The organism is Planktothrix tepida PCC 9214 (genome assembly GCF_900009145.1).
Lineage (GTDB): Bacteria > Cyanobacteriota > Cyanobacteriia > Cyanobacteriales > Microcoleaceae > Planktothrix > Planktothrix tepida.
Window position 1 is genome coordinate 635,878 of sequence record NZ_LN889813.1, and the last position, 21,733, is coordinate 657,610.

Consider the following 21,733-nt stretch of genomic DNA (forward strand, 5'->3'; position numbering starts at 1 on the left):
TATGGAAAATATCTCTCCAACCGAACAAGAAAAAATGCTATCAGGGGCATTATATTTCGCTAATGATGCTGAGTTAATCAGTACCCGCAAACGAGCTTCTAAACTGACTCGTTTATACAATAACACAACAGAAGAACAGTTAGAAAAACGTCAAGAAATTCTATTAGAATTATTCGCTAAAATTGGAGATAACGTACAAATTACTCCCCCTTTTTATTGCGATTATGGGTGTTATATTAAACTTGGAAGTAATGTTTACATGAACTATAATTGTATCATTTTAGATTGCAATTTTGTTGAAATTGGCGATAATGTTTTATTAGCACCTAATGTTCAAATTTATACTGCTTATCATCCGATTGAGCCTGAATTACGTCTAACAGGAAAAGAACTAGCTGCACCGATTAAAATTGGTCATAATGTTTGGATTGGAGGAGGCACTATTATTTGTCCAGGGATAGAAATTGGCGACAATACAACCATTGGAGCGGGGAGTGTTGTTGTTAATAATATTCCTGAACGAGTTGTTGCGGCGGGGAATCCTTGTCGCGTGATTCGGACATTATAAAAAGCACCATAAAATATAGAGACGCGCTGTAGCACGTCCCTATAGTTCTGTTCAATTTAATTTTAATTGGTGAACCCTTCTAAATTGAAGACTTCTTCCTCAGAATTATTCCCTAAATCTTTCGTTTCTTCCTGAGTCAAATTAGAATTTTCTTCAGGAGAAATTACCTTTTCTTCCGTTAAATTAGCGGGGGTTTCTTGACGCAATGAAGTTCCATTTAAAGCTGTCCAAGTCGCTTCATTAACGTGATTACTCGTTTCTAACCCCTGGGCTGTTTGGAATTCATGCAACGCCGTTAAGGTGCGAGAGCCCAAAATCCCATCAATGGGGCCAGGATTATAGCCTTTAGCTTCTAAACGTTCTTGTAAGATGCGAACATCGCTTCCGCGTGAACCTCTGGCTAAAAGGCTTTCCTGTTGAACCGGACTCGCAATTTCAGGCTCTGCCGATAACGCCTGCCAGGTATTTCGGTCTACAACCCCCGTCACCTCTAATCCTTTAGCAGCCTGAAATGCTCGAACCGAAGCCGTTGTCCGAGGGCCAAAAACACTGTCAATTTTCCCCGGACTAAACCCATGAGCTTTTAAATGTTGTTGTAACCCCGTCACCTGGGAACCTTCTGTTCCCTGGGATAACACCCGTTCCCGTCGGCGCGACGGTTGAGGTTCAACTTGATAAAATGGTTCAGAAAAAAGTTCTCGTCTTGCACCTTCTTTATCAGTAACACTAGACGTGAACCCGGAATTGCTGCCCTCCTGCCATGATTCTGTTAATCCTAAACTGGAATTCGACGTTGCGAACGCCACGGGAGCAAAAGCCGGAAGAACCAAAGAAAACAGGCCAGCAATAATAGCAGTTCTGATACCCATGACCCTTACCCTATTTCTATAAAGTTTGATTGTACTCAAATTCTAGTTTCTGAATTGGATTCTATCATCAGGAGGCGGATAGAAAAAGAGGGGCAAGGGGAATAGGAGACAAGGGGAATAGGAGGCAAGGGGAATAGGAGAGGGGAATAGGAGAGGGGAATAAAAATGTGGGATACAATATGATACTAAAACCTTATAACAATAAAAGGCTTTTTCTGATAAATTTTGGGAACCGTTAACTTTCGCAGAAACGAATCGCACCTTAGAAAGCTTCTGGCAACATTTTGCGAAGACAGACCAGGCTATCTGCCGTTCCCCGTTGGACATCTTCAACGGTTTCATATTCAATCGTCCAATACCCTTGATAACCAGAGTTTAATAGCTCCTTAATAATGGGCTTCCAAACGATTTCTCCCTCGCCAAAAGCACAGTATTCTGTGCCACCGTTGCTCCACCGAACATCTTTCCAATGCGTGTAATTCACCCAAGGCAAGATATAGCGTAGCGCCATTAAGGGATCAACACCTTCTTTCAAAAAGTTTGCTGGGTCAAAATTTACACCAACAGCAGGGCTTTTTATCCCTTCCATAATCTTTGCTGTCTGTTGACCATTAACTGTAAGTCCTCCATGATTTTCTATAGCCAGCTTAATTCCATGTTCTTGGGCATAATCTCCTACCCGGTTAAAGGCGTAATGGAGGCGGTTAAGAACTTCTGAAGAAATATTTTCTCTTACACTATCACCTGTAAAAATCCTCACGACCTCTGCTTTCAACCGCTTGGCTATGTCCACAAAACGTTGAACTTTCTGAATCTGCTCTTTCAAATCTAATTGATCCATCAACGTAAAGTCATTATTGGCTGCTATGCAGACTACGCCCACACCAATCTCCTCAGCCCAACTCGCAACCCGATCTACTTCCTCGTCACTGCAACTATCAAGCAGATGTTTCGGTGTTGTAGAATCTACATTAACCTCTACTGACTTTATCCCTAAATTAGCAACTAAACGGAAGTATTCTGGGATTTCTAACTCTCTATAACCCCATGCAGCACAGGCAAATTTAACTGGGTTGTTATTAGGATTTGACATCATGTAGCTTTACACTATTGAGTAGAATGTATCTTTGACTTTAAGATTAACTATTTTCTGATGGGGCAGTATGAAGCACAGTTTGGGCTAGAACTGTAATAACTGCGCTCAGGATAACAATAATCCCTAAAGCACCTCGGAGCTCAATCACATCGGCAGCGAACCCGATCAAGGGTGGGCCACAGAGAAATCCACAGTAGCCCGCAGTTGTTACTGCTGCCAAGGCAATACCCGGAGCTATTCCTGGGGTCAGTCCGGCTGCACTCAGTACAATCGGCACAATGGAAGCTAAACCCATGCCAACGCAGGCAAAGCCGATCAGTGCTGTAACAGGCTGGGCAATCAGTAAAGATAACCCCAATCCACCACCAGCCACAAGACCACCCAGGCGTATCATCCAGACTGAACCCAACTTTTGGGTCAGGCCATCACCTAGAAAACGACCTACAGCCATCGTCATTGAAAAGACTGCGTATCCAGCAGCAGCCAGTCCAGGGCCAGTGTTAAGTGTATTCTGGAGATAGATCGCACTCCAGTCCGCCATCGCACCTTCCCCCAGCAGACCACAGAACGCCACTATCGACATCCCCAAGAGTATCCCCGTTGGTAGAGCAAATACTGGTTCTTCATCATGGCTATCGGTTGTAATATCGCCTGACAATAGCCAATGTGATGCAACAATCACAACTATTCCCAGCAACAGTCCAGCACTAAGCAAATGTAGAACTGGATTAACCCCTAAATAAGCCAACAAGCCGCTGCCTGCTGCACAACTCATCCCGCCAATACTAAACATTCCATGAAATGACGACATGATCGGTCTGCCATAACGTTTCTCAACATCAACACCTTGGCTGTTAATGCTCACATCAGTGGCTCCGTTAAACGCTCCGAATAGCACTAATGACAATTCTAGTAGGGTTACATTAGGAGCTAACGCAAGTAGGGGTAGCACCATGCAGTAGCCTAACACGGCTATTGTGGTTATCAGTCGGTTGTCAAAGCGAGCAAGTAACCACCCCGTTGCGGGCATAGTAACGACCGCCCCAATTGCTATCCCCAGTAACACACGTCCGAGTTCTCCATTACTCAACTCAAGTTTCTGTTGGATAGTTGGTATGCGTGCAACCCAGTTAGCAAATACTGCACCCTGAATGTAAAACAGTGCCGCTACAGCAAGGCGAGAAGCACTTGGCACTTCCTTTTGTACCTGTTCATCCAGCCGCTCTTGACTTATAAACATTTCCTACCTCCTTTCATGGGTAACAGGTTCAGATAGCGCCAACAAAGTCAATAAGCAATTATGCTGAATATAGCGAATAAATGACACGCTCTAACCAAGCTTGATTAATCGTTTCCAGTGAATCCAGCACAAAATCTGCGGCTGCAAATTGAGGATTCTCTCGTTCCTCTGCTGCTGGAACAACGATACACCGCATACCCGCAGTTTTGGCACTCATCATACCGCGAATAGAATCTTCAACCGCAATACATTTGCTAGGATGCACGCCAAGACGGTGTGCAGTTGTCAAATAAACGGCGGGATGAGGTTTGCCAAATTCCTCAGTTTCCGCCGAATTTAAAACATCGAATGCGTCTTGCAAACCAAGCCTCTTGAGTACCAAGTGGACTAAAGACATGGGCGATGAAGTTGCTAACGCTAGGGGTAACTGCATCCTCCGACAAAGTTGTACGGCTTCAACTGCTCCGGGCATTGGCTTACCCTCTGTCGCCACAAGTTCGCCAACCTGACTCAGGATGCGATCGGCAACTACGGACTGGTTAGCACCTGTCCATGGGAACTTGGCATACCAATAACTAACCACTTCATCGGTACGCAAACCCATTGTTTGAGAAGACATACTCTCTGTAAGCGGCACTCCTAAATGGTTGAATACCTCTACTTCCGCTCTACACCAAAGCGGTTCGCTGTCTATTAATACACCGTCCATATCAAAGATCGCAGCTATATCCACCATGAGACTTTCCTCAAGCGTTCATGTCCACAACAGTGCGTGTACCCGGTTGAGGGCACCAGACAGTTAGTTCGGTGGGAAGTTTCTCCAGAGGGATGATTCGACCTAGCAGTTGCTCAAAGAATTGTTCGTCGCGTTTAATGTAAGCGATCGCAGCCCCCATAGTATGGTCTGTAGCACCAGCAAAGGATGTAATCACGGTAATTTCCCGCATAAATAGCTCGTGTGGGGATATGGGTAAGGAAATCTCTGGCTTGGGAACGCCATAAATGCAGACGATACCAGCCTTGCGTACCAGACGCAGAGCAGTGGCAAGACCTTCTGGCGAACCCGAACACTCGACGATTAGGTGGGCCTGATCGGGTTCTGGCTCATCGACTCGTTGAATACCTAATCGATCTACCCAAGGAAGCGGGGCTTGAGTAATATCGTAAAGGTCAATTTCCCCATCGAAGTTGGGGGAATGAGTGAGCAGGTAGGAAATCAGAACACCCGAAAGTCCTCCCCCAATAATCAGGGTTTTGGGTCGAGATACCGATAACAGATTGGTAGCAGCCAGAATCCGACTTGTTCCCCTCACCGCACAACTTAGAGGCTCGATCAGAACCCCCAATGCTGGATTGTTCAATTCAAACGGATGTAAGGACTTCCTGGGGGTGCGAATTTTCTCGGCATATCCACCGTCCTCGTTTACACCGAGTTCCTGCAAATTGAGGCAATGGCTAGTAAGTTGCTCTTGACAATAGGTGCATTGACCACAAGAAATCTCATTATTGAGGGCAAAATGACCTTTTTGGGCAGGTAGCCGACAAACTACCTCGTGACCCAAGATACGCTCTTGCTCCAAGCCCATCATGGTCAATTGTTGGTCTGTTTTGCACACTCCGACAAACTCTACATCAGCAATCACCTCTCCATCTTGGACATGAGTTGGCGTGCTGACTTCACGAATTTCTACCTGGTTAACTCCGTATACAACTGCGGCTTTCACTGGACACCTCCTGTAGCTAAAGATGGGGTGGGAAGCATCGAACCGAGTTTTTGCAGTACCTGATCGAGAACCCCAATAGTACGATCGATTTCTTCGTAGCTAATGTCAAGATAAGGAGCAAACTTCAGCACGTTAAGGTCATATCCCCCGGTTTGCAAGATCATTCGCCAAGTCTGGCCCTGCCATGTAAAGTCGTTGTCTTGGGCGATCGCGGCGGCCAATTGTGCAGAATTACGATAGGGTACACCCGTTTCATCTGCAAACACCATATTTAAGAGCATTCCCAAGCCATCAACGCTGTAGACAAAGGAATGACGCCCTTGCAGTTGACGCAGCTTGGCTAAAAAATACTCCCCCTTGGCGGGTACGGAAATTTCATAGTCCTGCGCCATCATATACTGCCATGTTGCCAATGCTGCGGCTGTACCCAATGGGTGATTAGCAAAGTTACTGTGGGCGTGTCCAGGGGTAAAGACTGTTGGATCAACTAAGTCGGCTCTTGCCCATACTAAGCTGACTGGACTCAACCCATTCGTGAAGGATTTGCTCAAGGTGATAATGTCTGGAACAAACCCAAAGTGTTCAAAGGCGAACAACTTTCCAGTACGATACATCCCCACTTGAATTTCGTCCGAGATAATCAGAATCCCTCGCTCGCGCAAAGCCGGGATAAATTTCTGATAAAAATCCTTTGGAGGGATCGTGTAGCCCCGCCCTTGACAAGGCTCTATCACCATCGCACCGATCTCGGAACTGGTGGCGCTGGCAATGCCATAATATTCGTTTTCAAAAGCCTTGCCGATCATGTTAGCGCAGTATAGATCGCAGGTGTTTCTTTCCTTTTCATAGAAACACTGAGAGCAGTTAGCAAAGGGGAACATAATCGCCCGATCTGGGAACTCGTTAAAATACTGCCGATAGCGGTGGCTAGAAGAAAGATTCAGTGTAGCGAGGGAGCGTCCGTGGTATGCGCCCATCAACACAGCGACCTTGTTCTTGCCTGTATTCTTCCGAACAATTTTCAGCGCGTCTTCTACCACCAGAGAACCGCCCACATTGAAAGATACTCGACCCTTGATGCCAGTCCTTTCATATATGGCATCGACCACCTGTTGGGCTATCAACAGCTTTTCCCGATGTAGGAAGTCACCGCACGCTTGGGGGAGCCTATTAAATTGTTTTAAAACTTCTGAGTCAATCTGTGGATTTCGATAGCCAAAGTTACAGCTTGAATGCCACATTCCTGTATCAATGTAGGTGTTACCATCGTTATCGAAAACTAACCCTCCCTGACAACTATTCACTAAGATGGGATTGTCTTGATAGTGAACAGTATCTCCCCAGGAAACAGATTCTCGATCAATTTTCCGCAAATCCTCAACTTCTTGCTCCAAGAGTATTTCATTACCGGCTTCACCAATCAATTCTGTGTTGATGTTAAGCAACTGCTCTTCCAACATACTTTTCCCTCTTTCTATCCTGACTATTTGTACTAACTAACTAACAATTTTGAGCCGAGTTATTAATCCTCGGCTAGTTCCTTCTCATGCGGGGTAAAACCTAAAAAAATCCTGTTTAGTTTTCGACTTTGAATTCTTCAAAAGTGCTAAGAAAACCGTTCCCAGTTGGTGATGCACACATAACCCCGACGCTTACGCTTTCACTAGATGTCAAATGGGCTATTCTGATTAAAGAATATTTCTCTCCTTCCAGGGAGTAGAAGCTCTCTAGGGCTGCTCCTCGTCGAATCACACGCATCCAAATCGAAGAGAGGTTTTGGGGTATGGAGACAAAAGACGCATCTGAATAATTGTGGGTAATTACAACAATAACTTCCAGCACTCCATCAATCAGTTCAATCCCACACTTGAGCCAATTTTCTTCATCCAAACGTACCATTAATCCGGCTTGGTCGTATTGATCCTGATACTGACCAATAATTTTGACCTCAGCAACAAAATCTCCCCTGACTTGTGTGTAATAGAAATGCCCATTATCGCTGATGAAGTCATAAAGGGTATTGCGCCAAAAATCTGTCTTGTGAGTTGAAGTAATTTTAATGGTGTTATTTTGAGATTCCCATATCGGAGGTTCGTTGTGCCAGTTCATCACAGTTCTCTTCTTTTATCAAAATTGATCATTCATAACTATCTCTAAGAAGGATTTCCTACTGTATGGTATAGCCGCCATCAACTGTCAAGGATTGTCCCGTGACAAAGGATGCCCCCTCTGAACATAGCCACACCACTGCTTCCGCAACTTCTTCCGGCTCACCAATCCGTCCCAATGGATGCTTTGCCATCATTTCCTTTTTGGCTTCAACACTATCACCCAGGAAGGGGTTATTGCTGAGGAAACGATTTAGCATTGCAGTTTCAATCGAGCCAGGAGACACTGCATTAATTCGGATGCCGGATTTAGCATACTCCAAAGCTGCTGATTTCGTCATTCCTAAAACACCATGCTTGCTGGCTGCATAAATAGAGGAAGCCGGCATACCAACCAGTCCAGATATTGAGGAAGTATTGACAATAGAGCCACCTCCAAGCTTAAGCATTTCTAGGATTTCATATTTCATCGACAACCACAATCCTTTGAGATTAATATCAATGATGGAATCAAACTCCTCCTCAGTCTGTTCAACGAGGGTTTTTATCGGCCCCTCAATCGCCGCATTGTTGAAGGCAATATCTAGTTGACCGTAAGTTGCCACGGTTTTGTTAACCAATGCCTCAACCTCAGTGGCTTTTGAAACGTCGGTTTTTATGAACAACGCTTCACCACCTATTTCTTGAATCAACTGTGCGGTTTCTTCACCTTCTTTGATTCGCCGACTAGCAACAACAACTCTAGCTCCTTCTTTGGCAAAAGCCAGTGCTGTAGCCCTACCAATCCCGGAGCTACCACCAGTTATTAAAGCGACTTTACCTGCCAGTCTTTGCATGGTTAGAATATCCTTTTTTTTTCTATATAGCTTTATGGTTTAGCAAGGAAAATATTACCAGAAAAATATGCAATGCGAACACAGGCATTTAATTTATTTACAAAAGTTTACATGGTGCAGAAATGATAATAAGATTGTGCGTATTAGCGTATAATTTAGCCTAAATAAAATTGAGAAAACAATTAGAGAAAGCTCAAGAATGGGTGAGAAATCAGGTCAATCAATTAACCCATAAACCGACGATGCAGTAGATGTTTAAAAGGTTACAATCGGTGTATTTAGTAACGATAAGTGAGAAGAAGAAAGTGAGTAAATTAAGCTAACAAACTCAAGAAATATTGCTGCACTTAGGGAAAGATTGCTGCCAATACTATTAATAATTTATGGGAGATGAAGATTAAGAGAAAGAGAAAAATATTTGTAAACAAACCCACAAGGGTTAACTGTCAACGGTCAACAATAAAAAATTAACCCTCCTAATCATTCAGAAGGGTTAATGGTATAGAAAGATTTAAGGTTATCAAGATTAGACAGTTGCTAACTCAGGAGTTGGACGTTTGCTATTACGAATTCCTTCAATGGCTGTAGCATAATCCGGTGCATTGAAAACCGCAGAACCTGCAACAATCGCATTAGCACCTGCTTCTAACACTTGCCAAGTATTATCACCTTTAAGACCACCATCAACTTCAATCCAGGGATTTAAACCCCGTTCATCACACATTTGGCGCAATTGACGAATTTTCGGCAGAATTCCAGGGATAAACTTCTGACCGCCAAAACCAGGGTTAACACTCATGATTAACACCAAGTCACAAAGCTCTAACACATATTCAATTAATTCTAAGGGAGTTGAAGGATTCAAAACCACACCCGCTTGTTTTCCCAATTCCCGAATTTGGCCAAGAGTTCGATGTAAGTGGGGAGAAGCGTTGTGTTCAGCATGAACTGAAATAATATCAGCACCCGCTTTGGCAAACCCTTCAACATATTTTTCCGGTTCCACAATCATTAAGTGAACATCCAGAGGTTTTTGGGTCACGGGACGAATGGCTTCTACAATTAATGGCCCAATGGTAATATTAGGAACGAAACGGCCATCCATCACATCAACGTGAATCCAATCTGCACCCGCTTCATCCACGGCTCGAATTTCTTCACCTAGACGACTAAAATCGGCTGATAATATAGAAGGAGCAATAACAATCGGTTTTTGGGTTGTGGTCATGGGGGAATCTGTTCTCCTGCATCTCAAGTTGTAACCAGTGTATCAGAATCGGGGTATGTGGAACAGGCATCTTGCCTGTTAAGCGGGTTTTAGGGTATTGAGTCTCTCAGAAATATTTTATTTTTTTCTACTTACTTTCTTTTTTTTCTACTATGAAAACGCATGACCTCTATGAAAATCCCCAGCAAGAACGTTTACAGTTGTTTGTGTATTTAATTCCCATTTTGGGTTTTTTCCCCGCATTATGGACATTATATCGACAGGAAGGAACACGACAACAACAAGCGGTGAGTCGATTAGTAATTGTATTAGCGTTCAGTTGGTTAGCAGGACTGCTATTGTTAGAAGTTGGCTATCAAAGCACGGAATCGTTCACCTTACCGATGTTATTAACCAGTAGTCTCTTGACAACTAGCTATTTTATCGTCAGTTTAGGGTTAATGATTCGAGTGTGGAAACGTCAACCGATTTGGCTACCTGGACTGAGCCGAATTGCTGAACAAGGGTTAGGCAAACATCTGCCATAATAGGTTGGTTCTAAAATCATTTTCTCTTTTGCTACAAGTCTGTTATTCCTAATTTAGATCATTCATTGAGTGTGTGAGGAAGTCCGTGTCAGCACCAAGATATCAAAGTCAAAAACCATTGCCAAAACTGTCAAAACCCAGTCTGAGAAAATTAGCTCAATCTAGTCCCGGTCGTTGGTTAGGACTCGGTTTAGGTCTAGCTGGAGTTGCGATGATTTCAGCCACTGCTGGAGCTTTATTAGCGGTGTCTTTATCCACGACCCCCCTATTACAGCAAAAGTTAACCCCGGAAGAAGCAGCCGTTTTTTCTAAAAGTCAAATGGCAACGACTAATATGAAGTTGCCTGAACTAACCCGTCCGGTGAATATTTTGGTAATGGGGGTAAAGGTTTTAACCTCTGATTTGGAAGATGATTCCCACCCTGATGTCGGCTATCATGCGTTAGTCGATTCTTTTAAAGGGTTATCGGATACAATGCTATTAATTCGCTTTGATCCGGCTAACAAAAAGTTAAAAGTCTTATCGATTCCCCGTGATACTCGTACCTATGTAGAAGGTCGGGGAATGACTAAAATTAATGATGCTAATTATTATGGTGGCCCTGCTTTAAGTGCAAAAGCCACCAGTGAATTATTAGGCGGTGTGGGAATTGACCGTTATGTCCGCGTCAATGTTCAAGGGGTGGAAAAATTAATTGATGCCCTAGGCGGTGTTAATATTTACGTTCCCAAGGATATGAAATATCAAGATGATAGTCAGCATCTTTATATTAATTTAAAACAAGGAGAACAACACTTAAATGGATCACAAGCGTTACAATTTTTACGGTTCCGTTATGATGCCTTGGGAGATATTGGTCGGGTACAACGTCAACAAATGTTAATTCGGGCGTTTATGGAACAGGCGTTAAATGTTGGTACTATTTCTAAAATTCCTCAAGTTGTATCGATTATTCAATCTCATATTGATACAAATTTAAGCTTGGAAGAATTAGTGGCTTTAGTAAGTTTTTCTGCCGGAATTCAACGGGAAAATGTTGAAATGCTGATGGTTCCTGGTGAATTTAGTGATCCGAAAGAATATCGAGCGAGTTATTGGCTACCCGATGCAAATCGCCTAGAAAATTTAGTCGCACAACATTTTGATTTCGGTCAAGATGTTTGGAAATTTGACAATATTGATCCCAAAGATTTAAGAATTGCGATTCAAGATAGTAATGATAATTCTGATGCTATTGATCGATTAGTTGGAAATTTGAATGATGGCGGATTCTGGAATGTTAAAATTTCTAAACCTTGGACAGAACCTTTAGCAGAAACTAAAATTGTAGCTCAGGATGGCGATATTAAGAGTGCTGAAGCGTTACAAAAATCTTTAGGGTTTGGTAAAGTTGTAGTTGAAAGTACAGGTTATTTAGAATCGGATATTACTATTCAAGTCGGAAAAGATTGGCTAGAAAAATATAATAAACCGACTCCTTCTAATGTTCCTAATTCGGAATCTATTTCTCCTTCCAAAAAACAATTATAGCCAGTCTAAATGATTTGTGATCAAATCCTGTAGGGGGCGTCCCTTCCAACCCAGGCGCAAACAGGCTTGGGAAGGATGCCACACCTACCCTAAAATAATATTACAATCGATTAAAAGGAAAATTAAAAGTCCCTCGTCCAGTTCATATAAATCCAAATGTCATCTTCTGAACCTTCGATAGAAACAAGTATTACGCCGAAATCCTCTGGAAAAGATGCGGGTTTAGCACCCTTAGTGCTGACTTTGGTAGAACTCATTCGGCAATTAATGGAAGCACAAATCATCCGTCGGATGGAAGGTAATACCCTGAGTGAGGAAGAATTAGATCGGGCTGCGGAGAGTTTGCGACAATTAGAAATTCAGGTGTTACAATTGTGTGAAATCTTTGAAATTGATCCAGCCGATTTGAATATTGAATTATCAGAATTTGGGACATTATTACCGAAATCAGGAACTTATTATCCGGGAGAAAGTTCACAAAACCCTTCAGTTTTAGAATTATTAGATCGGTTAATGAATACGGGAATTGTTGTTGAGGGAAGCGTAGATTTAGGGTTAGCCCAACTCAACTTAATTCATGCCAAATTAAGATTAGTCTTAACCTCTAAACCTTTGTAGAAATCTTTTGGGGTTTAAACATTATTGACTTAAAACAGAAAATAGGGAAAATATTTGCAGTGTTTCCTATAGGTTTTATGAGCATTAACGTTTATAATGGATAGGAGATGGTGTGTTTACAGGGTTGTCAACAATCGCGCTAAAAGTAGGCACTCAAAACCGAATTCCTTGGATCTGATCTCAAGTCAATGATCCCCCCTAACCTCCCTTAAAAATAGGGGGACAGGAGATCAAAGTCCCCTGATCAAGGCAGGGGGATTTAGGGGGATCTGATCTTAGCTGTAATCACGGGTTGTCGGTGGTCGTTGACAAACTTTGGTGCGTGCGCTGCGCTGACGCACACTACAAGTTAAATTAATAAGGGTTTTTAATTATGGAAAACGGTTTCTATTTATATGGAATTTTACCGACAAACCGAGTACGACCTTTAGCGTTATCGGGATTAGATCAACAACCAATTCAAACCTATCCGGTGAATGAGTTTAGCTTTTTATATTCCGCAGCCCAGCAAGAGCGGTATTTAGCCAGTCGCCGGAATTTATTAGGTCATGAACAAGTCTTAGAACTGGTGATGCAACATGGTTATAGAAGCGTTTTACCTTTGCAATTTGGATTAGTGATTCAAGATTGGGAAACTGTAGAAACGCAGTTAATTCTTCCCTATCAAGAACGGTTAAAACAATTGTTTCATAAATTAGAGGGAAAACGGGAAGTCGGAGTTAAAATTTTTTGGGAAGAAACGGAAGAATTAAATCGTTTAATGACAGAAAATCAAGAATTAAGAGAAAAACGCGATCGCTTAGAAGGTAAACCGCTCAGTATGGATGAAGTCATTGGAATTGGTCAAGAAATTGAACAGGCGATGCAAGATCGCCAACAGGGAATTATTGAGAAATTTCAACACACCTTAACCCCCTTAGCAGAAGAAATTGTTGAGAATGAAACCTTAACTAATACGATGATCTATAATGCTGCTTATTTAATTCCTTGGGATACGGAACCTAAATTTAGTGATAAAATTGAAGAACTTGATCACTATTTTAAGAACCGCTTACGAATTCGCTATAATAATTTTACAGCCCCCTTTAATTTTGCCCAACTCAATCCTTAATCGGAGGTGTTATGGTCTTACGATTATTATTATCTCCAATAACAGCACCCTTTGGGGGGGTAATCTGGATCGGCGAACAACTCCTAGAACGGGCTGAAGCCGAACTAGACGATAAAGAAAACTTAAGTAAACGATTATTAGCCCTTCAGTTAGCTTTTGATATGGGAGATATTTCTGAAGAAGAGTTTGAAGTCCAAGAAGAAGAATTATTATTGCAAATTCAAGCCTTAGAAGATGAAAATGCAGATTCAATGAATTAAACGAATTTCCGAGACGGTTTAATTCAGTTTTCTGTGTGTTTCGCTGTACCCGACCTCTATTGAGGTCAATTTCAGAATGGGTAATCTACCTTATATGAAATCCTTAAACCTTTGTAGTAGAGACGCGCCACATCAGTGTCAACTTAAGTTTAAAAGCCTTGAAATTAATTTCAGTAGAGAGACGCGCCATGTAACCCCCTCTACAGCCCGAAATTTATTTCCGGGCGGGGAACTTAAGTTGACACTGATGCCTAGCGCGTCTCTAAATCCAGCCAACTCATTCCCTGTTCCCTGTTCCCTGTTCCCTGTTCCCTACCAGTCAACGGCCAACTCCATGTTAATCTTAGTTTTTGTATTGCAGACACTCAACACACAAGCGCACAAACGATCATGTCGGACACTCCATCGTCTCAACTTTCAGAACAATCAACCCCAGAAGCCAACGCGAATGACATAGCGACTTCTGATCGCAGTGCTAAAACCCGACAACTCTTAGGAATGAAAGGGGCAGCACCGGGAGAAACCTCCATTTGGAAAATTCGCCTACAGTTGATGAAACCGATCACCTGGATTCCCTTAATTTGGGGGGTGGTCTGTGGTGCTGCTTCATCAGGACATTTTTCTTGGTCACTGGAAGATGTGTTAAAAGTAGCGACTTGTATGTTAATGTCCGGGCCGTTAATGACGGGGTACACCCAAACCCTGAATGATTTTTATGATCGCGAACTCGATGCCATTAATGAACCTTACCGTCCCATCCCTTCCGGGGCGATTTCCATTCCCCAAGTTGTCACCCAAATTTTATTGTTATTAGGGTTAGGAATCGGCATTTCCTACCTGTTAGATACTTGGGCCGGACATGAATTTCCTATCGTTACCCTTCTGTGTATTGGGGGAGCATTTGTGTCCTATATTTACTCTGCACCCCCTTTGAAACTGAAAAAAAATGGCTGGTTAGGAAATTATGCTCTAGGAGCTAGTTATATTGCCTTACCTTGGTGGGCGGGTCATGCCTTATTTGGAGAACTGACCCCAACCGTGATGATTTTAACTTTGTTTTATAGTTTAGCCGGGTTAGGAATTGCCATTGTTAATGACTTTAAGAGTGTCGAAGGCGATCGCCAATTAGGGTTACAATCCCTTCCAGTGATGTTTGGGATTACAACCGCCGCCTGGATTTGTGTTTTGATGATTGATATCTTCCAAGCGGGGATGGCCGTTTATTTGGTCAGTATCAAGCAAAATCTCTATGCTACCGTTCTCTTGCTGCTGGTCATTCCTCAAATTACCTTCCAAGATATGTATTTTCTACGCAATCCTGTAGAAAATGATGTTAAATATCAAGCAAGTGCCCAACCGTTCCTGGTATTAGGAATGTTAGTTGTGGGTTTAGCGCTGGGTCATGCGGTTTAGGGAGTTTCCCACTTCCAGCAAAACCGCAGTTTCCCAACCCTCCTGAAAACTGGGATCAAGAAAAAAACCTTGATTTTCAGTGACATCAGGCTTCGACAGCCAACTGTAGAGGCAAGTTTTGCTTGCCTTCTGCACTGTTAAAATTCACTGTCGAATGATGACCAAAACCACCGATTTGTCCGAACCAATGGAAGAATCTCAATTACCATCCCGACCTAAGACGGACTCAACTCCATCCGAAACCGAATGGGAGACTAACCCCAGTAACGTTTCAACCCAACCGGTTGTAATGTCATCCCCGATGACAACAGAACCTGAAATTGATGAAACTACCCCTGAATTGGTTTCTGAGTCTAATTCCCCGGAGGTCGCTTGGCATCATCGCACCTTGAAGCGGTTAAATTCAGAATGGGTGAAACTGCGACAGAAGCTGACATCCCCCAATGCTGAAGGGAAACTGTGGTATCGTCGTCCGAGTGTCTGGATTGGAGTTGGCGTAATTAGTGTCGGCGGTGGTGCGTTGGGTTATGGAGCTTGGCAATGGTATCAAATTGATCAAAGCTTACCCCAAGTTTCAGTAAATACGATGGCATCCTTTAGTCGGGATGGCACTATTACCATTAAAGCCGCGAATGGTGATATTTTAATGCAAACCGGGCCAGCAACACGGGAAAAACTGCGACTCAAACAAATTCCCGAAAAACTGGTACAAGCTTTTATTTCTACGGAAGATGTTCGTTTTTATGACCATGATGGAGTGGACTATCAAGGAATTGTTCGCGCCATTGGGTCTAATGTCTTAGCGGGGGGAGTGGTTGAAGGCGGAAGTACCATCACCCAACAGTTAGCCAGAATTGTGTATTTGAATCAAGAACATAGCCTCATCCGTAAACTCAAAGAGGCCATGGTGTCTTGGAAAATTGAAGATCAAATGAGTAAGGAAGATATCCTAGAACGCTATCTAAATTTAGTGTATTTGGGTTCAGGGGCTTACGGAGTAGCGGACGCAGCTTATGTTTATTTTAGTAAATCCGTGAATGAATTAACGTTGTCGGAAATGGCAATGTTAGCGGGTTTACCCCCCGCACCGAGTCAATATTCTCCCTTAGAAAATCCAGAGGCGGCGACGAAACGACGCAATATTGTTCTCCAACGAATGCAGGATGCTAAGGTGATCACGGCCGCCGAAGCACAAGCCGCGATGCAAGAACCGCTTAATCTTAAACCTAGTCAACCTAAACGGTTATTAGTGAAAGCTCCTTATTTTTCGAGTTATGTTCTCAAAGAACTCCCCCAATATATATCCAAAGATGCGATGGCAGCAGGGGGATTAACGGTTGAAACCAGTTTAGATTTAAAATGGCAAGAAGCCGCAGAAAAAACCGTTAAAGATGCGGTAGAACTTGATGGTGCTGGAGCTAATTTTGGTCAAGCTGCGTTAGTTTCTATTGAACCCAAAACCGGAGAAGTTAAGGCAATGGTCGGGGGATATCAATATAAAGAAAGTGAATTTAATCGGGTTACCCAAGCACAACGACAACCGGGATCAACCTTTAAAGGATTAGTTTATGCCGCAGCGATTGGGGCGGGTTTTTCCCCTTATGATAGTTATTTGGATGAACCTTATAAAGTCGATGGTTATCGTCCTCGAAATTATGGCAATAAACATTATGGCTGGATGTCGATGTCTGATGCCTTGAGTCGTTCTATTAATGTAATTGCTGTTAAAGTATTAGTGGATGTGGGGTTTGAACCTGCCATAAAATTAGCAAAAGATATGGGAATTAAATCTCCTTTAAAACCAACTTATGCCATGGCTTTAGGTGCTTATGAAGTTAATTTATTAGAATTAACCAATGCTTATGGAACTTTAGCTGATGAAGGCAATTATATTCCGGCTCATGGGGTTCGGCGAGTTTTAGATCAACAGGGAAATATCATTTATCAAGCTAAATTTAAACCCAAACAAGTTTTAGATAAAAATAGTGCTGCAATTACAACTTGGATGTTAGAAGGAGTTGTTAATGGCGGTACTGGAGGCGCAGCGGCGTTACCCGACCGAGAAGTGGCTGGTAAAACTGGAACCTCTGAAGAAGCGAGAGATTTATGGTTTATTGGGTATATTCCTCAAGCTGTAACCGGAATTTGGTTAGGAAATGATAATAATGATCCAACCTGGGGAGCTAGTAGTAGCGCGGCTTATAGTTGGGGGGAATTTATGGGAAAAGTTGTTGAAGGAATGCCTGTTGAAAAGTTCCCAGAATTGCCTGAATTAGAAGGACGAAAAGGCAGTATTAAAGCGAAACCCCATGAACCTAATAGCATAGAAACGGGAACTAAAGTTGCTATTGAAGACGGTGATCCAGTACAAGGTTCGAGTGGGGATGGCACCTATACTAACACGGCTGAAACTTACAATAACGGTTATTCAGATACGGGTTCCTATAGTGATAGCAACGGTTATTCTTCTGATGGATATTATGATAACTCCTCTTCTGGGGGAAATTCTGAGGGATATTCTTCCGAGGGCTATTCCTCTGAGGGTTCTTCCTCTGAGGGTTCTTCCTCCGATGGCTATTCCTCGGATGGGGGATATTCAGAAGGTTCCAATAATTACTAAACGGCTAAATTTTGTTAAACGCGCTAAAATCCAGATGGATTTATTGCGATCGCAGGCTTTAAGGAGACTGTTCGATTATGGATGAACTCAAACCAATTTTACAAGAATTAACCCGTGAACCCATTGCATTTTTTGGTGGGTTTTTCTCAGGTTTATTGAAATTAAACCTGAATGATGATCCCGTTAAAACTTGGCTAGAGAAACAGGGAGGAACCTCTGTATCTAGCCCCTCTGACTCTAAAAATAATAACGGAAATTCCGGCGGCCCTCAATCCATCACGATTGATTAATCAGTTATCAGTTATCAGTTATCAGTTATCAAGATGCAATGAGTGTTCTGGCAAGGGTTAATAGCTAGAAACATTAGCGTGCGAAGCACATTCTTCACCTCCACTAACAAACCATCAACCTTCATCGCATCTTTTTGCTTTCTGGGGTAAAATGGAATAAATACTTAATCATTCACTGTAATCGGGTAGGGAAACATCGGTGAAAGTCCGAGGCTGTGCGGCAACTGTAAGTTAGGTTATTTCTAACAAGCCAGAATGCCTACCGATCACTTTGCTCTATACCTGCCTCACACGGGGAAGGAGATTTAAACTTAACATGACTTATAACACAGAACTTTCCATTCAACCCTCAAACTCAACATTTCCGTCCTTACCTCTACAGCGTCCGTTATTACTCATTGGTCATGGAACCCGTGATACAGATGGACGAGAAACCTTTTTAGAATTTGCTCAAGCCTATCAACAATTAGATCATTCGCGTCCGGTGGTTCCTTGTTTTTTAGAATTAACAGAACCTACTATTCAAGAAGGAATTGATCGCTGTATTGAACAAGGTTATACGGAATTATCCGCCTTACCCTTATTATTATTTGCAGCGCGACATAATAAATTTGATATTACCAATGAGTTAGATCGAGCCAAACAACGACATCCGCAATTAACCTTTCATTATGGCCGACATTTTGGCATTAGTCCCAATATTTTAGAATTATTGCGATCGCGTTTACACCAATTAGAACAGCCCGAATTAAACCCTTTAAACATTTCCAATTCCGAAACCGTATTATTATTTGTCGGACGGGGTGCAAGCGATCCTGATGCTAATGGAGATGTTTATAAACTGGCTCGAATTCTTTGGGAAGGAAGCGGTTATTCAACCGTTGAAACTTGTTTTATTGGTATTACTCATCCCCGTTTAGAAGAAGGATTTCGTCGCGCTCGACTCTATCAACCCAAACGAATTATTGTCTTACCTTACTTCTTATTTACTGGGGTTTTAGTTAAAAAAATCTTTGATATAACAGCCCAACAACAGGAACAATATCCCGAAATTCAGATGACTTGTTTACCGGAAATGGGCATTCAACAGGAACTTTTACACCTCTTACGAGAACGGGAAATAGAAACCCAACTCGGAGAAGTTCAAATGAACTGTGAAATGTGCAAATTCCGGTTAGCTGCAATTTCAGGAAATCATCATGATCATGATGGTGGTCATGATCATCATCATCACCACCATCATGATCATGAACATCCCTCAGTTGATCCCTATGCCAAATTAGAAGATTATCATCAACGCATTTGGAATACACCTTAATTGTTTCTGTTTGTGCTAATTTTGCTGGATCAGGACAAAAGCATCGCGATGAAGTCGATTTTATTGCCCAGCTTAATGATGGTGAATCTGAAGCATCAGAAACCCAAACTTGGATTGAATTTGCTATTAGATGTAATTACATCAATACTGAAACCGATCAAGAACTTTATGAAAGTTATAATCAAGTCTTAGGAGGTGTTGTTAATATGATTAACAGCCCCTCTCCTTGGTTACTTAAACACTAACCTACCTTTTCCCCCTGATCCCCCTACTTTCCCTGCCCTGCTCTTCTATGGACTTACTGCGATCGCTTCCCATTGGACTATATTTAGAACAACCGATTACTTGGTTACATCGTTTAGATGCCAGGGTTAAGTTAGTGTGGTTGATGAGCTTTTTAGTAGCTCCGCTTTTAGCACACCCTGTATGGAGATTAGTATTAGTCGGGTTGTTAATTTTAATCACCTTATTGGCTCGAATTCCGTTACGAGTGTGGAAGCGACAAATGGGGTGGTTACTGATGTTTTGTGGGTTACTTTTTGTGGTCAGTTGTATTATGCCCGATGGTTTAGCCGTAGACCATCAACCTCGACTTCCTGAACAGGAATTAACCTTTGATTTATTGGCAAATAAACCAGAGCAACAACAAACGAATCAAGCCTCTAACTCAAGCCTAACTTTACCTCAACCAACGTCCTATCGGTATGTGTTATTTGATCAATGGCCGTTAGAAATTACCCGTTATTCTGTAGACTTAGGAATCAGAACCAGTACCTTATTATTTACCCTCGTTTATAGTACAAATTTGTATTTGCTGACCACTGCTTCTGAAGAAATTGCAATGGCTTTAGAAAGTTTAATGGAGCCGTTACGAGGGTTAAAGTTACCCGTTACAGAAATTGCCTTAACCCTAACCCTATCGTTACGATTTTTTCCTTTAGTTTTAGAAGAAATTCAAAATTTAATCCGTTCCGTGCGAACTCGTGCTATTAATTGGAAAAAACTAGGGCTAAAACGAACCATTCAGGTTTGGTTAACCATTGCAGAACGACTTCTACAAAACTTATTATTACGCGCAGAACAAATTTCCAGTGCCATGCAAGTGCGAGGGTTCACCAGTCCGAACCAGCATCGGGTGGAATGGCATCAACTGCGCTTTAAACGTCGGGATAGTATCGCTCTGGTTGGCTTAACCTTGTTTTGGGGTGTGCGTTTAATTTGGGGCGGGGAACTTTAAACCCTGAAGTGGATCAGTCAAACTAAATTGACCATAGGCTTGTATAATTGATAGCTTGGATTATTCAAATTCCTGTTAAGCTGTTCCTCAATTAACTTTATTGGTTATTTTTTAGACTTAATGACCACTGAAACTTACATGAACCATCCCAACTTCGGGTTATTGTTCAAAATATGCCCGGTTGAGGATCATCAAGAATTGTTCACAACCCTTTACGCCCAGCGCCTATTTTTCTTAGTGACACAGGGGCCAACGGGATTAAAATTTGAACCCATTAGCCGTTCTGATGCGAAACTTCTCGTCGAAATTCGCTTAAGAATGCTGCGCCGAACCGGACAAGCCGAGGAATATAAAAAACTCCAAGATGTCCATCACAATACGTTTCAATAATTTCTGATCGGTGTCTGTTAATGATTGACGGTTAACCGTTGACAGATAACCGTAAATTGATAAAAAAACGATTATGATTGATTTGATCACAGAACAAATTATTAAAATTCGAGCTTCTATTCCTGAGTCTGTGCGATTAATTGCGGTCACAAAAACGGTTTCCGTTGAAGCCATGCGGATAGCCTATCAAGCCGGAATTCGAGATTTTGCTGAAAATCGAGTCCAGGAAGCGGCTGAAAAATATCCTCAATTACAAGATCTTCAGGATATTACTTGGCATTTAATTGGTCATTTACAAACGAATAAAGCCACAAAAGCATTACAACTGTTTCAATGGATTCAATCTATCGATAGTTTAAAGTTAGCTTTGCGTTTAGATCGGTTAGCGGGAGAGTTGGGGTATCAGCCTCAAGTCTGCCTTCAGGTGAAGATTTTACCCGATCCGAATAAGTTTGGCTGGACTATCCCCGAACTCTTAGCAGAATTACCTCAATTAAACCAATGCCAACATCTTAAAATTAAAGGGTTAATGACCATTCCCTGTTTAGGATTAAGCGAGTCAGAAACCCTGGGTGTTTTTGAGCGCACCCGTGAGTTAGCAGAAACAATTCAACACCAGAATTGGACTAATATTGAGATGCAACAATTATCAATGGGAATGTCAGAAGACTATTCTCTAGCCATTCAAAAAGGTGCTACGATGATCCGACTAGGACGAATCATTTTTGGGCAGAGGAGGAATTAAACCA

At 42.3% G+C, this 21,733-nt stretch carries 23 protein-coding genes and 1 riboswitch; of the genes, 14 read left to right on the forward strand and 9 right to left on the reverse strand.

What is annotated here, in order from left to right:
* The first annotated feature begins 1 nt into the window (after position 1).
* Positions 2–568, forward strand: coding sequence for a sugar O-acetyltransferase (locus tag PL9214_RS25375; RefSeq protein WP_072722340.1), 567 nt, complete (start codon positions 2–4; stop codon positions 566–568).
* Between the two features lie 62 nt (positions 569–630).
* On the opposite strand, the gene PL9214_RS25380 is transcribed toward PL9214_RS25375, so the two are convergent.
* The 9 genes from PL9214_RS25380 to rpe all read right to left on the reverse strand — a co-directional run bounded on the left by PL9214_RS25380 (position 631) and on the right by rpe (position 9,669).
* Positions 631–1,437 carry a peptidoglycan-binding domain-containing protein gene (locus PL9214_RS25380; RefSeq protein WP_072722035.1) on the reverse strand — a complete coding sequence of 269 codons (807 nt, stop codon included), beginning with the start codon at positions 1,435–1,437 and terminating at the stop codon, positions 631–633.
* 262 nt (positions 1,438–1,699) lie between these two features.
* Positions 1,700–2,533 carry a sugar phosphate isomerase/epimerase family protein gene (locus PL9214_RS25385; RefSeq protein ID WP_072722036.1) on the reverse strand — a complete coding sequence of 278 codons (834 nt, stop codon included), beginning with the start codon at positions 2,531–2,533 and terminating at the stop codon, positions 1,700–1,702.
* A gap of 43 nt (positions 2,534–2,576) precedes the next feature.
* The gene (locus tag PL9214_RS25390) at positions 2,577–3,773 is read right to left on the reverse strand and encodes an MFS transporter (RefSeq protein ID WP_072722038.1); all 1,197 of its coding nucleotides are present in this window, start codon (positions 3,771–3,773) and stop codon (positions 2,577–2,579) included.
* A 58-nt stretch (positions 3,774–3,831) separates the two neighbouring features.
* Positions 3,832–4,509 (reverse strand): hexitol phosphatase HxpB, encoded by a 678-nt coding sequence (gene hxpB, locus PL9214_RS25395; RefSeq protein ID WP_072722040.1) that lies wholly within the window; start codon positions 4,507–4,509, stop codon positions 3,832–3,834.
* 10 nt (positions 4,510–4,519) lie between these two features.
* Entirely contained in the window at positions 4,520–5,497 is a 978-nt protein-coding gene (locus tag PL9214_RS25400; protein WP_072722042.1) for an alcohol dehydrogenase catalytic domain-containing protein, read from the reverse strand.
* Positions 5,494–6,957 carry an aspartate aminotransferase family protein gene (locus PL9214_RS25405; RefSeq protein WP_083580184.1) on the reverse strand — a complete coding sequence of 488 codons (1,464 nt, stop codon included), beginning with the start codon at positions 6,955–6,957 and terminating at the stop codon, positions 5,494–5,496. The genes PL9214_RS25400 and PL9214_RS25405 overlap by 4 nt, the downstream gene beginning before the upstream one ends.
* A gap of 115 nt (positions 6,958–7,072) precedes the next feature.
* Positions 7,073–7,606 carry a DUF1349 domain-containing protein gene (locus PL9214_RS25410; protein ID WP_072722043.1) on the reverse strand — a complete coding sequence of 178 codons (534 nt, stop codon included), beginning with the start codon at positions 7,604–7,606 and terminating at the stop codon, positions 7,073–7,075.
* Between the two features lie 58 nt (positions 7,607–7,664).
* Entirely contained in the window at positions 7,665–8,441 is a 777-nt protein-coding gene (locus PL9214_RS25415; RefSeq protein WP_072722045.1) for an SDR family oxidoreductase, read from the reverse strand.
* 526 nt (positions 8,442–8,967) lie between these two features.
* Positions 8,968–9,669: a ribulose-phosphate 3-epimerase gene (rpe, locus tag PL9214_RS25420; protein WP_072722047.1), complete on the reverse strand. Its 702-nt coding sequence runs from the start codon at positions 9,667–9,669 to the stop codon at positions 8,968–8,970.
* Positions 9,670–9,821: 152 nt separating this feature from the next.
* Between rpe and PL9214_RS25425 the strand changes: the two genes are divergently transcribed.
* The 13 genes from PL9214_RS25425 to PL9214_RS25485 all read left to right on the forward strand — a co-directional run bounded on the left by PL9214_RS25425 (position 9,822) and on the right by PL9214_RS25485 (position 21,729).
* On the forward strand, positions 9,822–10,196 hold the full coding sequence (locus tag PL9214_RS25425) for a hypothetical protein (RefSeq protein ID WP_072722049.1): 375 nt from the start codon (positions 9,822–9,824) through the stop codon (positions 10,194–10,196).
* An 85-nt stretch (positions 10,197–10,281) separates the two neighbouring features.
* Positions 10,282–11,727, forward strand: a complete 1,446-nt coding sequence (locus PL9214_RS25430) for an LCP family protein (RefSeq protein ID WP_083580185.1) — start codon at positions 10,282–10,284, stop codon at positions 11,725–11,727.
* Positions 11,728–11,883: 156 nt separating this feature from the next.
* Complete coding sequence (locus tag PL9214_RS25435; protein WP_072722053.1) at positions 11,884–12,345, forward strand: gas vesicle protein K; 462 nt, start codon at positions 11,884–11,886, stop codon at positions 12,343–12,345.
* Between the two features lie 373 nt (positions 12,346–12,718).
* Complete coding sequence (gvpF, locus tag PL9214_RS25440; RefSeq protein ID WP_072722055.1) at positions 12,719–13,456, forward strand: gas vesicle protein GvpF; 738 nt, start codon at positions 12,719–12,721, stop codon at positions 13,454–13,456.
* 11 nt (positions 13,457–13,467) lie between these two features.
* On the forward strand, positions 13,468–13,716 hold the full coding sequence (locus tag PL9214_RS25445) for a gas vesicle protein GvpG (RefSeq protein WP_072722057.1): 249 nt from the start codon (positions 13,468–13,470) through the stop codon (positions 13,714–13,716).
* A 390-nt stretch (positions 13,717–14,106) separates the two neighbouring features.
* Complete coding sequence (chlG, locus tag PL9214_RS25450; protein WP_072722059.1) at positions 14,107–15,129, forward strand: chlorophyll synthase ChlG; 1,023 nt, start codon at positions 14,107–14,109, stop codon at positions 15,127–15,129.
* A gap of 154 nt (positions 15,130–15,283) precedes the next feature.
* Entirely contained in the window at positions 15,284–17,749 is a 2,466-nt protein-coding gene (locus tag PL9214_RS25455) for a transglycosylase domain-containing protein (protein WP_437126726.1), read from the forward strand.
* A 77-nt stretch (positions 17,750–17,826) separates the two neighbouring features.
* Positions 17,827–18,039 (forward strand): ssl0294 family protein, encoded by a 213-nt coding sequence (locus PL9214_RS25460; protein WP_072722063.1) that lies wholly within the window; start codon positions 17,827–17,829, stop codon positions 18,037–18,039.
* A gap of 172 nt (positions 18,040–18,211) precedes the next feature.
* Positions 18,212–18,308: riboswitch (adenosylcobalamin-variant (AdoCbl-variant) riboswitch) on the forward strand.
* 47 nt (positions 18,309–18,355) lie between these two features.
* Entirely contained in the window at positions 18,356–19,357 is a 1,002-nt protein-coding gene (locus tag PL9214_RS25465) for a sirohydrochlorin chelatase (protein WP_072722065.1), read from the forward strand.
* The gene (locus PL9214_RS25470) at positions 19,342–19,602 is read left to right on the forward strand and encodes a four helix bundle protein (protein WP_072722067.1); all 261 of its coding nucleotides are present in this window, start codon (positions 19,342–19,344) and stop codon (positions 19,600–19,602) included. The genes PL9214_RS25465 and PL9214_RS25470 overlap by 16 nt, the downstream gene beginning before the upstream one ends.
* Before the next feature lie 47 nt (positions 19,603–19,649).
* Entirely contained in the window at positions 19,650–20,594 is a 945-nt protein-coding gene (locus tag PL9214_RS25475) for an energy-coupling factor transporter transmembrane component T family protein (RefSeq protein WP_072722069.1), read from the forward strand.
* A 120-nt stretch (positions 20,595–20,714) separates the two neighbouring features.
* Complete coding sequence (gene pipX, locus PL9214_RS25480) at positions 20,715–20,984, forward strand: transcriptional coactivator PipX (protein WP_072722072.1); 270 nt, start codon at positions 20,715–20,717, stop codon at positions 20,982–20,984.
* Between the two features lie 73 nt (positions 20,985–21,057).
* Positions 21,058–21,729: a YggS family pyridoxal phosphate-dependent enzyme gene (locus PL9214_RS25485; protein WP_072722074.1), complete on the forward strand. Its 672-nt coding sequence runs from the start codon at positions 21,058–21,060 to the stop codon at positions 21,727–21,729.
* The last annotated feature ends 4 nt before the right edge of the window (positions 21,730–21,733 follow it).

Excerpts from the sequence above, each read along its gene's own strand:
- PL9214_RS25375 (WP_072722340.1), top strand. The coding sequence starts at position 2 with ATGGAAAATATCTCTCCAACCGAACAAGAAAAAATGCTATCAGGGGCA.
- PL9214_RS25410 (WP_072722043.1), bottom strand. The coding sequence starts at position 7,606 with ATGAACTGGCACAACGAACCTCCGATATGGGAATCTCAAAATAACACC.
- chlG (WP_072722059.1), top strand. The coding sequence starts at position 14,107 with ATGTCGGACACTCCATCGTCTCAACTTTCAGAACAATCAACCCCAGAA.
- PL9214_RS25380 (WP_072722035.1), bottom strand. The coding sequence starts at position 1,437 with ATGGGTATCAGAACTGCTATTATTGCTGGCCTGTTTTCTTTGGTTCTT.
- rpe (WP_072722047.1), bottom strand. The coding sequence starts at position 9,669 with ATGACCACAACCCAAAAACCGATTGTTATTGCTCCTTCTATATTATCA.
- PL9214_RS25415 (WP_072722045.1), bottom strand. The coding sequence starts at position 8,441 with ATGCAAAGACTGGCAGGTAAAGTCGCTTTAATAACTGGTGGTAGCTCC.
- PL9214_RS25385 (WP_072722036.1), bottom strand. The coding sequence starts at position 2,533 with ATGATGTCAAATCCTAATAACAACCCAGTTAAATTTGCCTGTGCTGCA.
- PL9214_RS25435 (WP_072722053.1), top strand. The coding sequence starts at position 11,884 with ATGTCATCTTCTGAACCTTCGATAGAAACAAGTATTACGCCGAAATCC.
- PL9214_RS25425 (WP_072722049.1), top strand. The coding sequence starts at position 9,822 with ATGAAAACGCATGACCTCTATGAAAATCCCCAGCAAGAACGTTTACAG.
- PL9214_RS25460 (WP_072722063.1), top strand. The coding sequence starts at position 17,827 with ATGGATGAACTCAAACCAATTTTACAAGAATTAACCCGTGAACCCATT.
- PL9214_RS25475 (WP_072722069.1), top strand. The coding sequence starts at position 19,650 with ATGGACTTACTGCGATCGCTTCCCATTGGACTATATTTAGAACAACCG.
- PL9214_RS25465 (WP_072722065.1), top strand. The coding sequence starts at position 18,356 with ATGACTTATAACACAGAACTTTCCATTCAACCCTCAAACTCAACATTT.
- PL9214_RS25390 (WP_072722038.1), bottom strand. The coding sequence starts at position 3,773 with ATGTTTATAAGTCAAGAGCGGCTGGATGAACAGGTACAAAAGGAAGTG.
- gvpF (WP_072722055.1), top strand. The coding sequence starts at position 12,719 with ATGGAAAACGGTTTCTATTTATATGGAATTTTACCGACAAACCGAGTA.
- hxpB (WP_072722040.1), bottom strand. The coding sequence starts at position 4,509 with ATGGTGGATATAGCTGCGATCTTTGATATGGACGGTGTATTAATAGAC.
- pipX (WP_072722072.1), top strand. The coding sequence starts at position 20,715 with ATGACCACTGAAACTTACATGAACCATCCCAACTTCGGGTTATTGTTC.
- PL9214_RS25485 (WP_072722074.1), top strand. The coding sequence starts at position 21,058 with ATGATTGATTTGATCACAGAACAAATTATTAAAATTCGAGCTTCTATT.
- PL9214_RS25405 (WP_083580184.1), bottom strand. The coding sequence starts at position 6,957 with ATGTTGGAAGAGCAGTTGCTTAACATCAACACAGAATTGATTGGTGAA.
- PL9214_RS25455 (WP_437126726.1), top strand. The coding sequence starts at position 15,284 with ATGATGACCAAAACCACCGATTTGTCCGAACCAATGGAAGAATCTCAA.
- PL9214_RS25445 (WP_072722057.1), top strand. The coding sequence starts at position 13,468 with ATGGTCTTACGATTATTATTATCTCCAATAACAGCACCCTTTGGGGGG.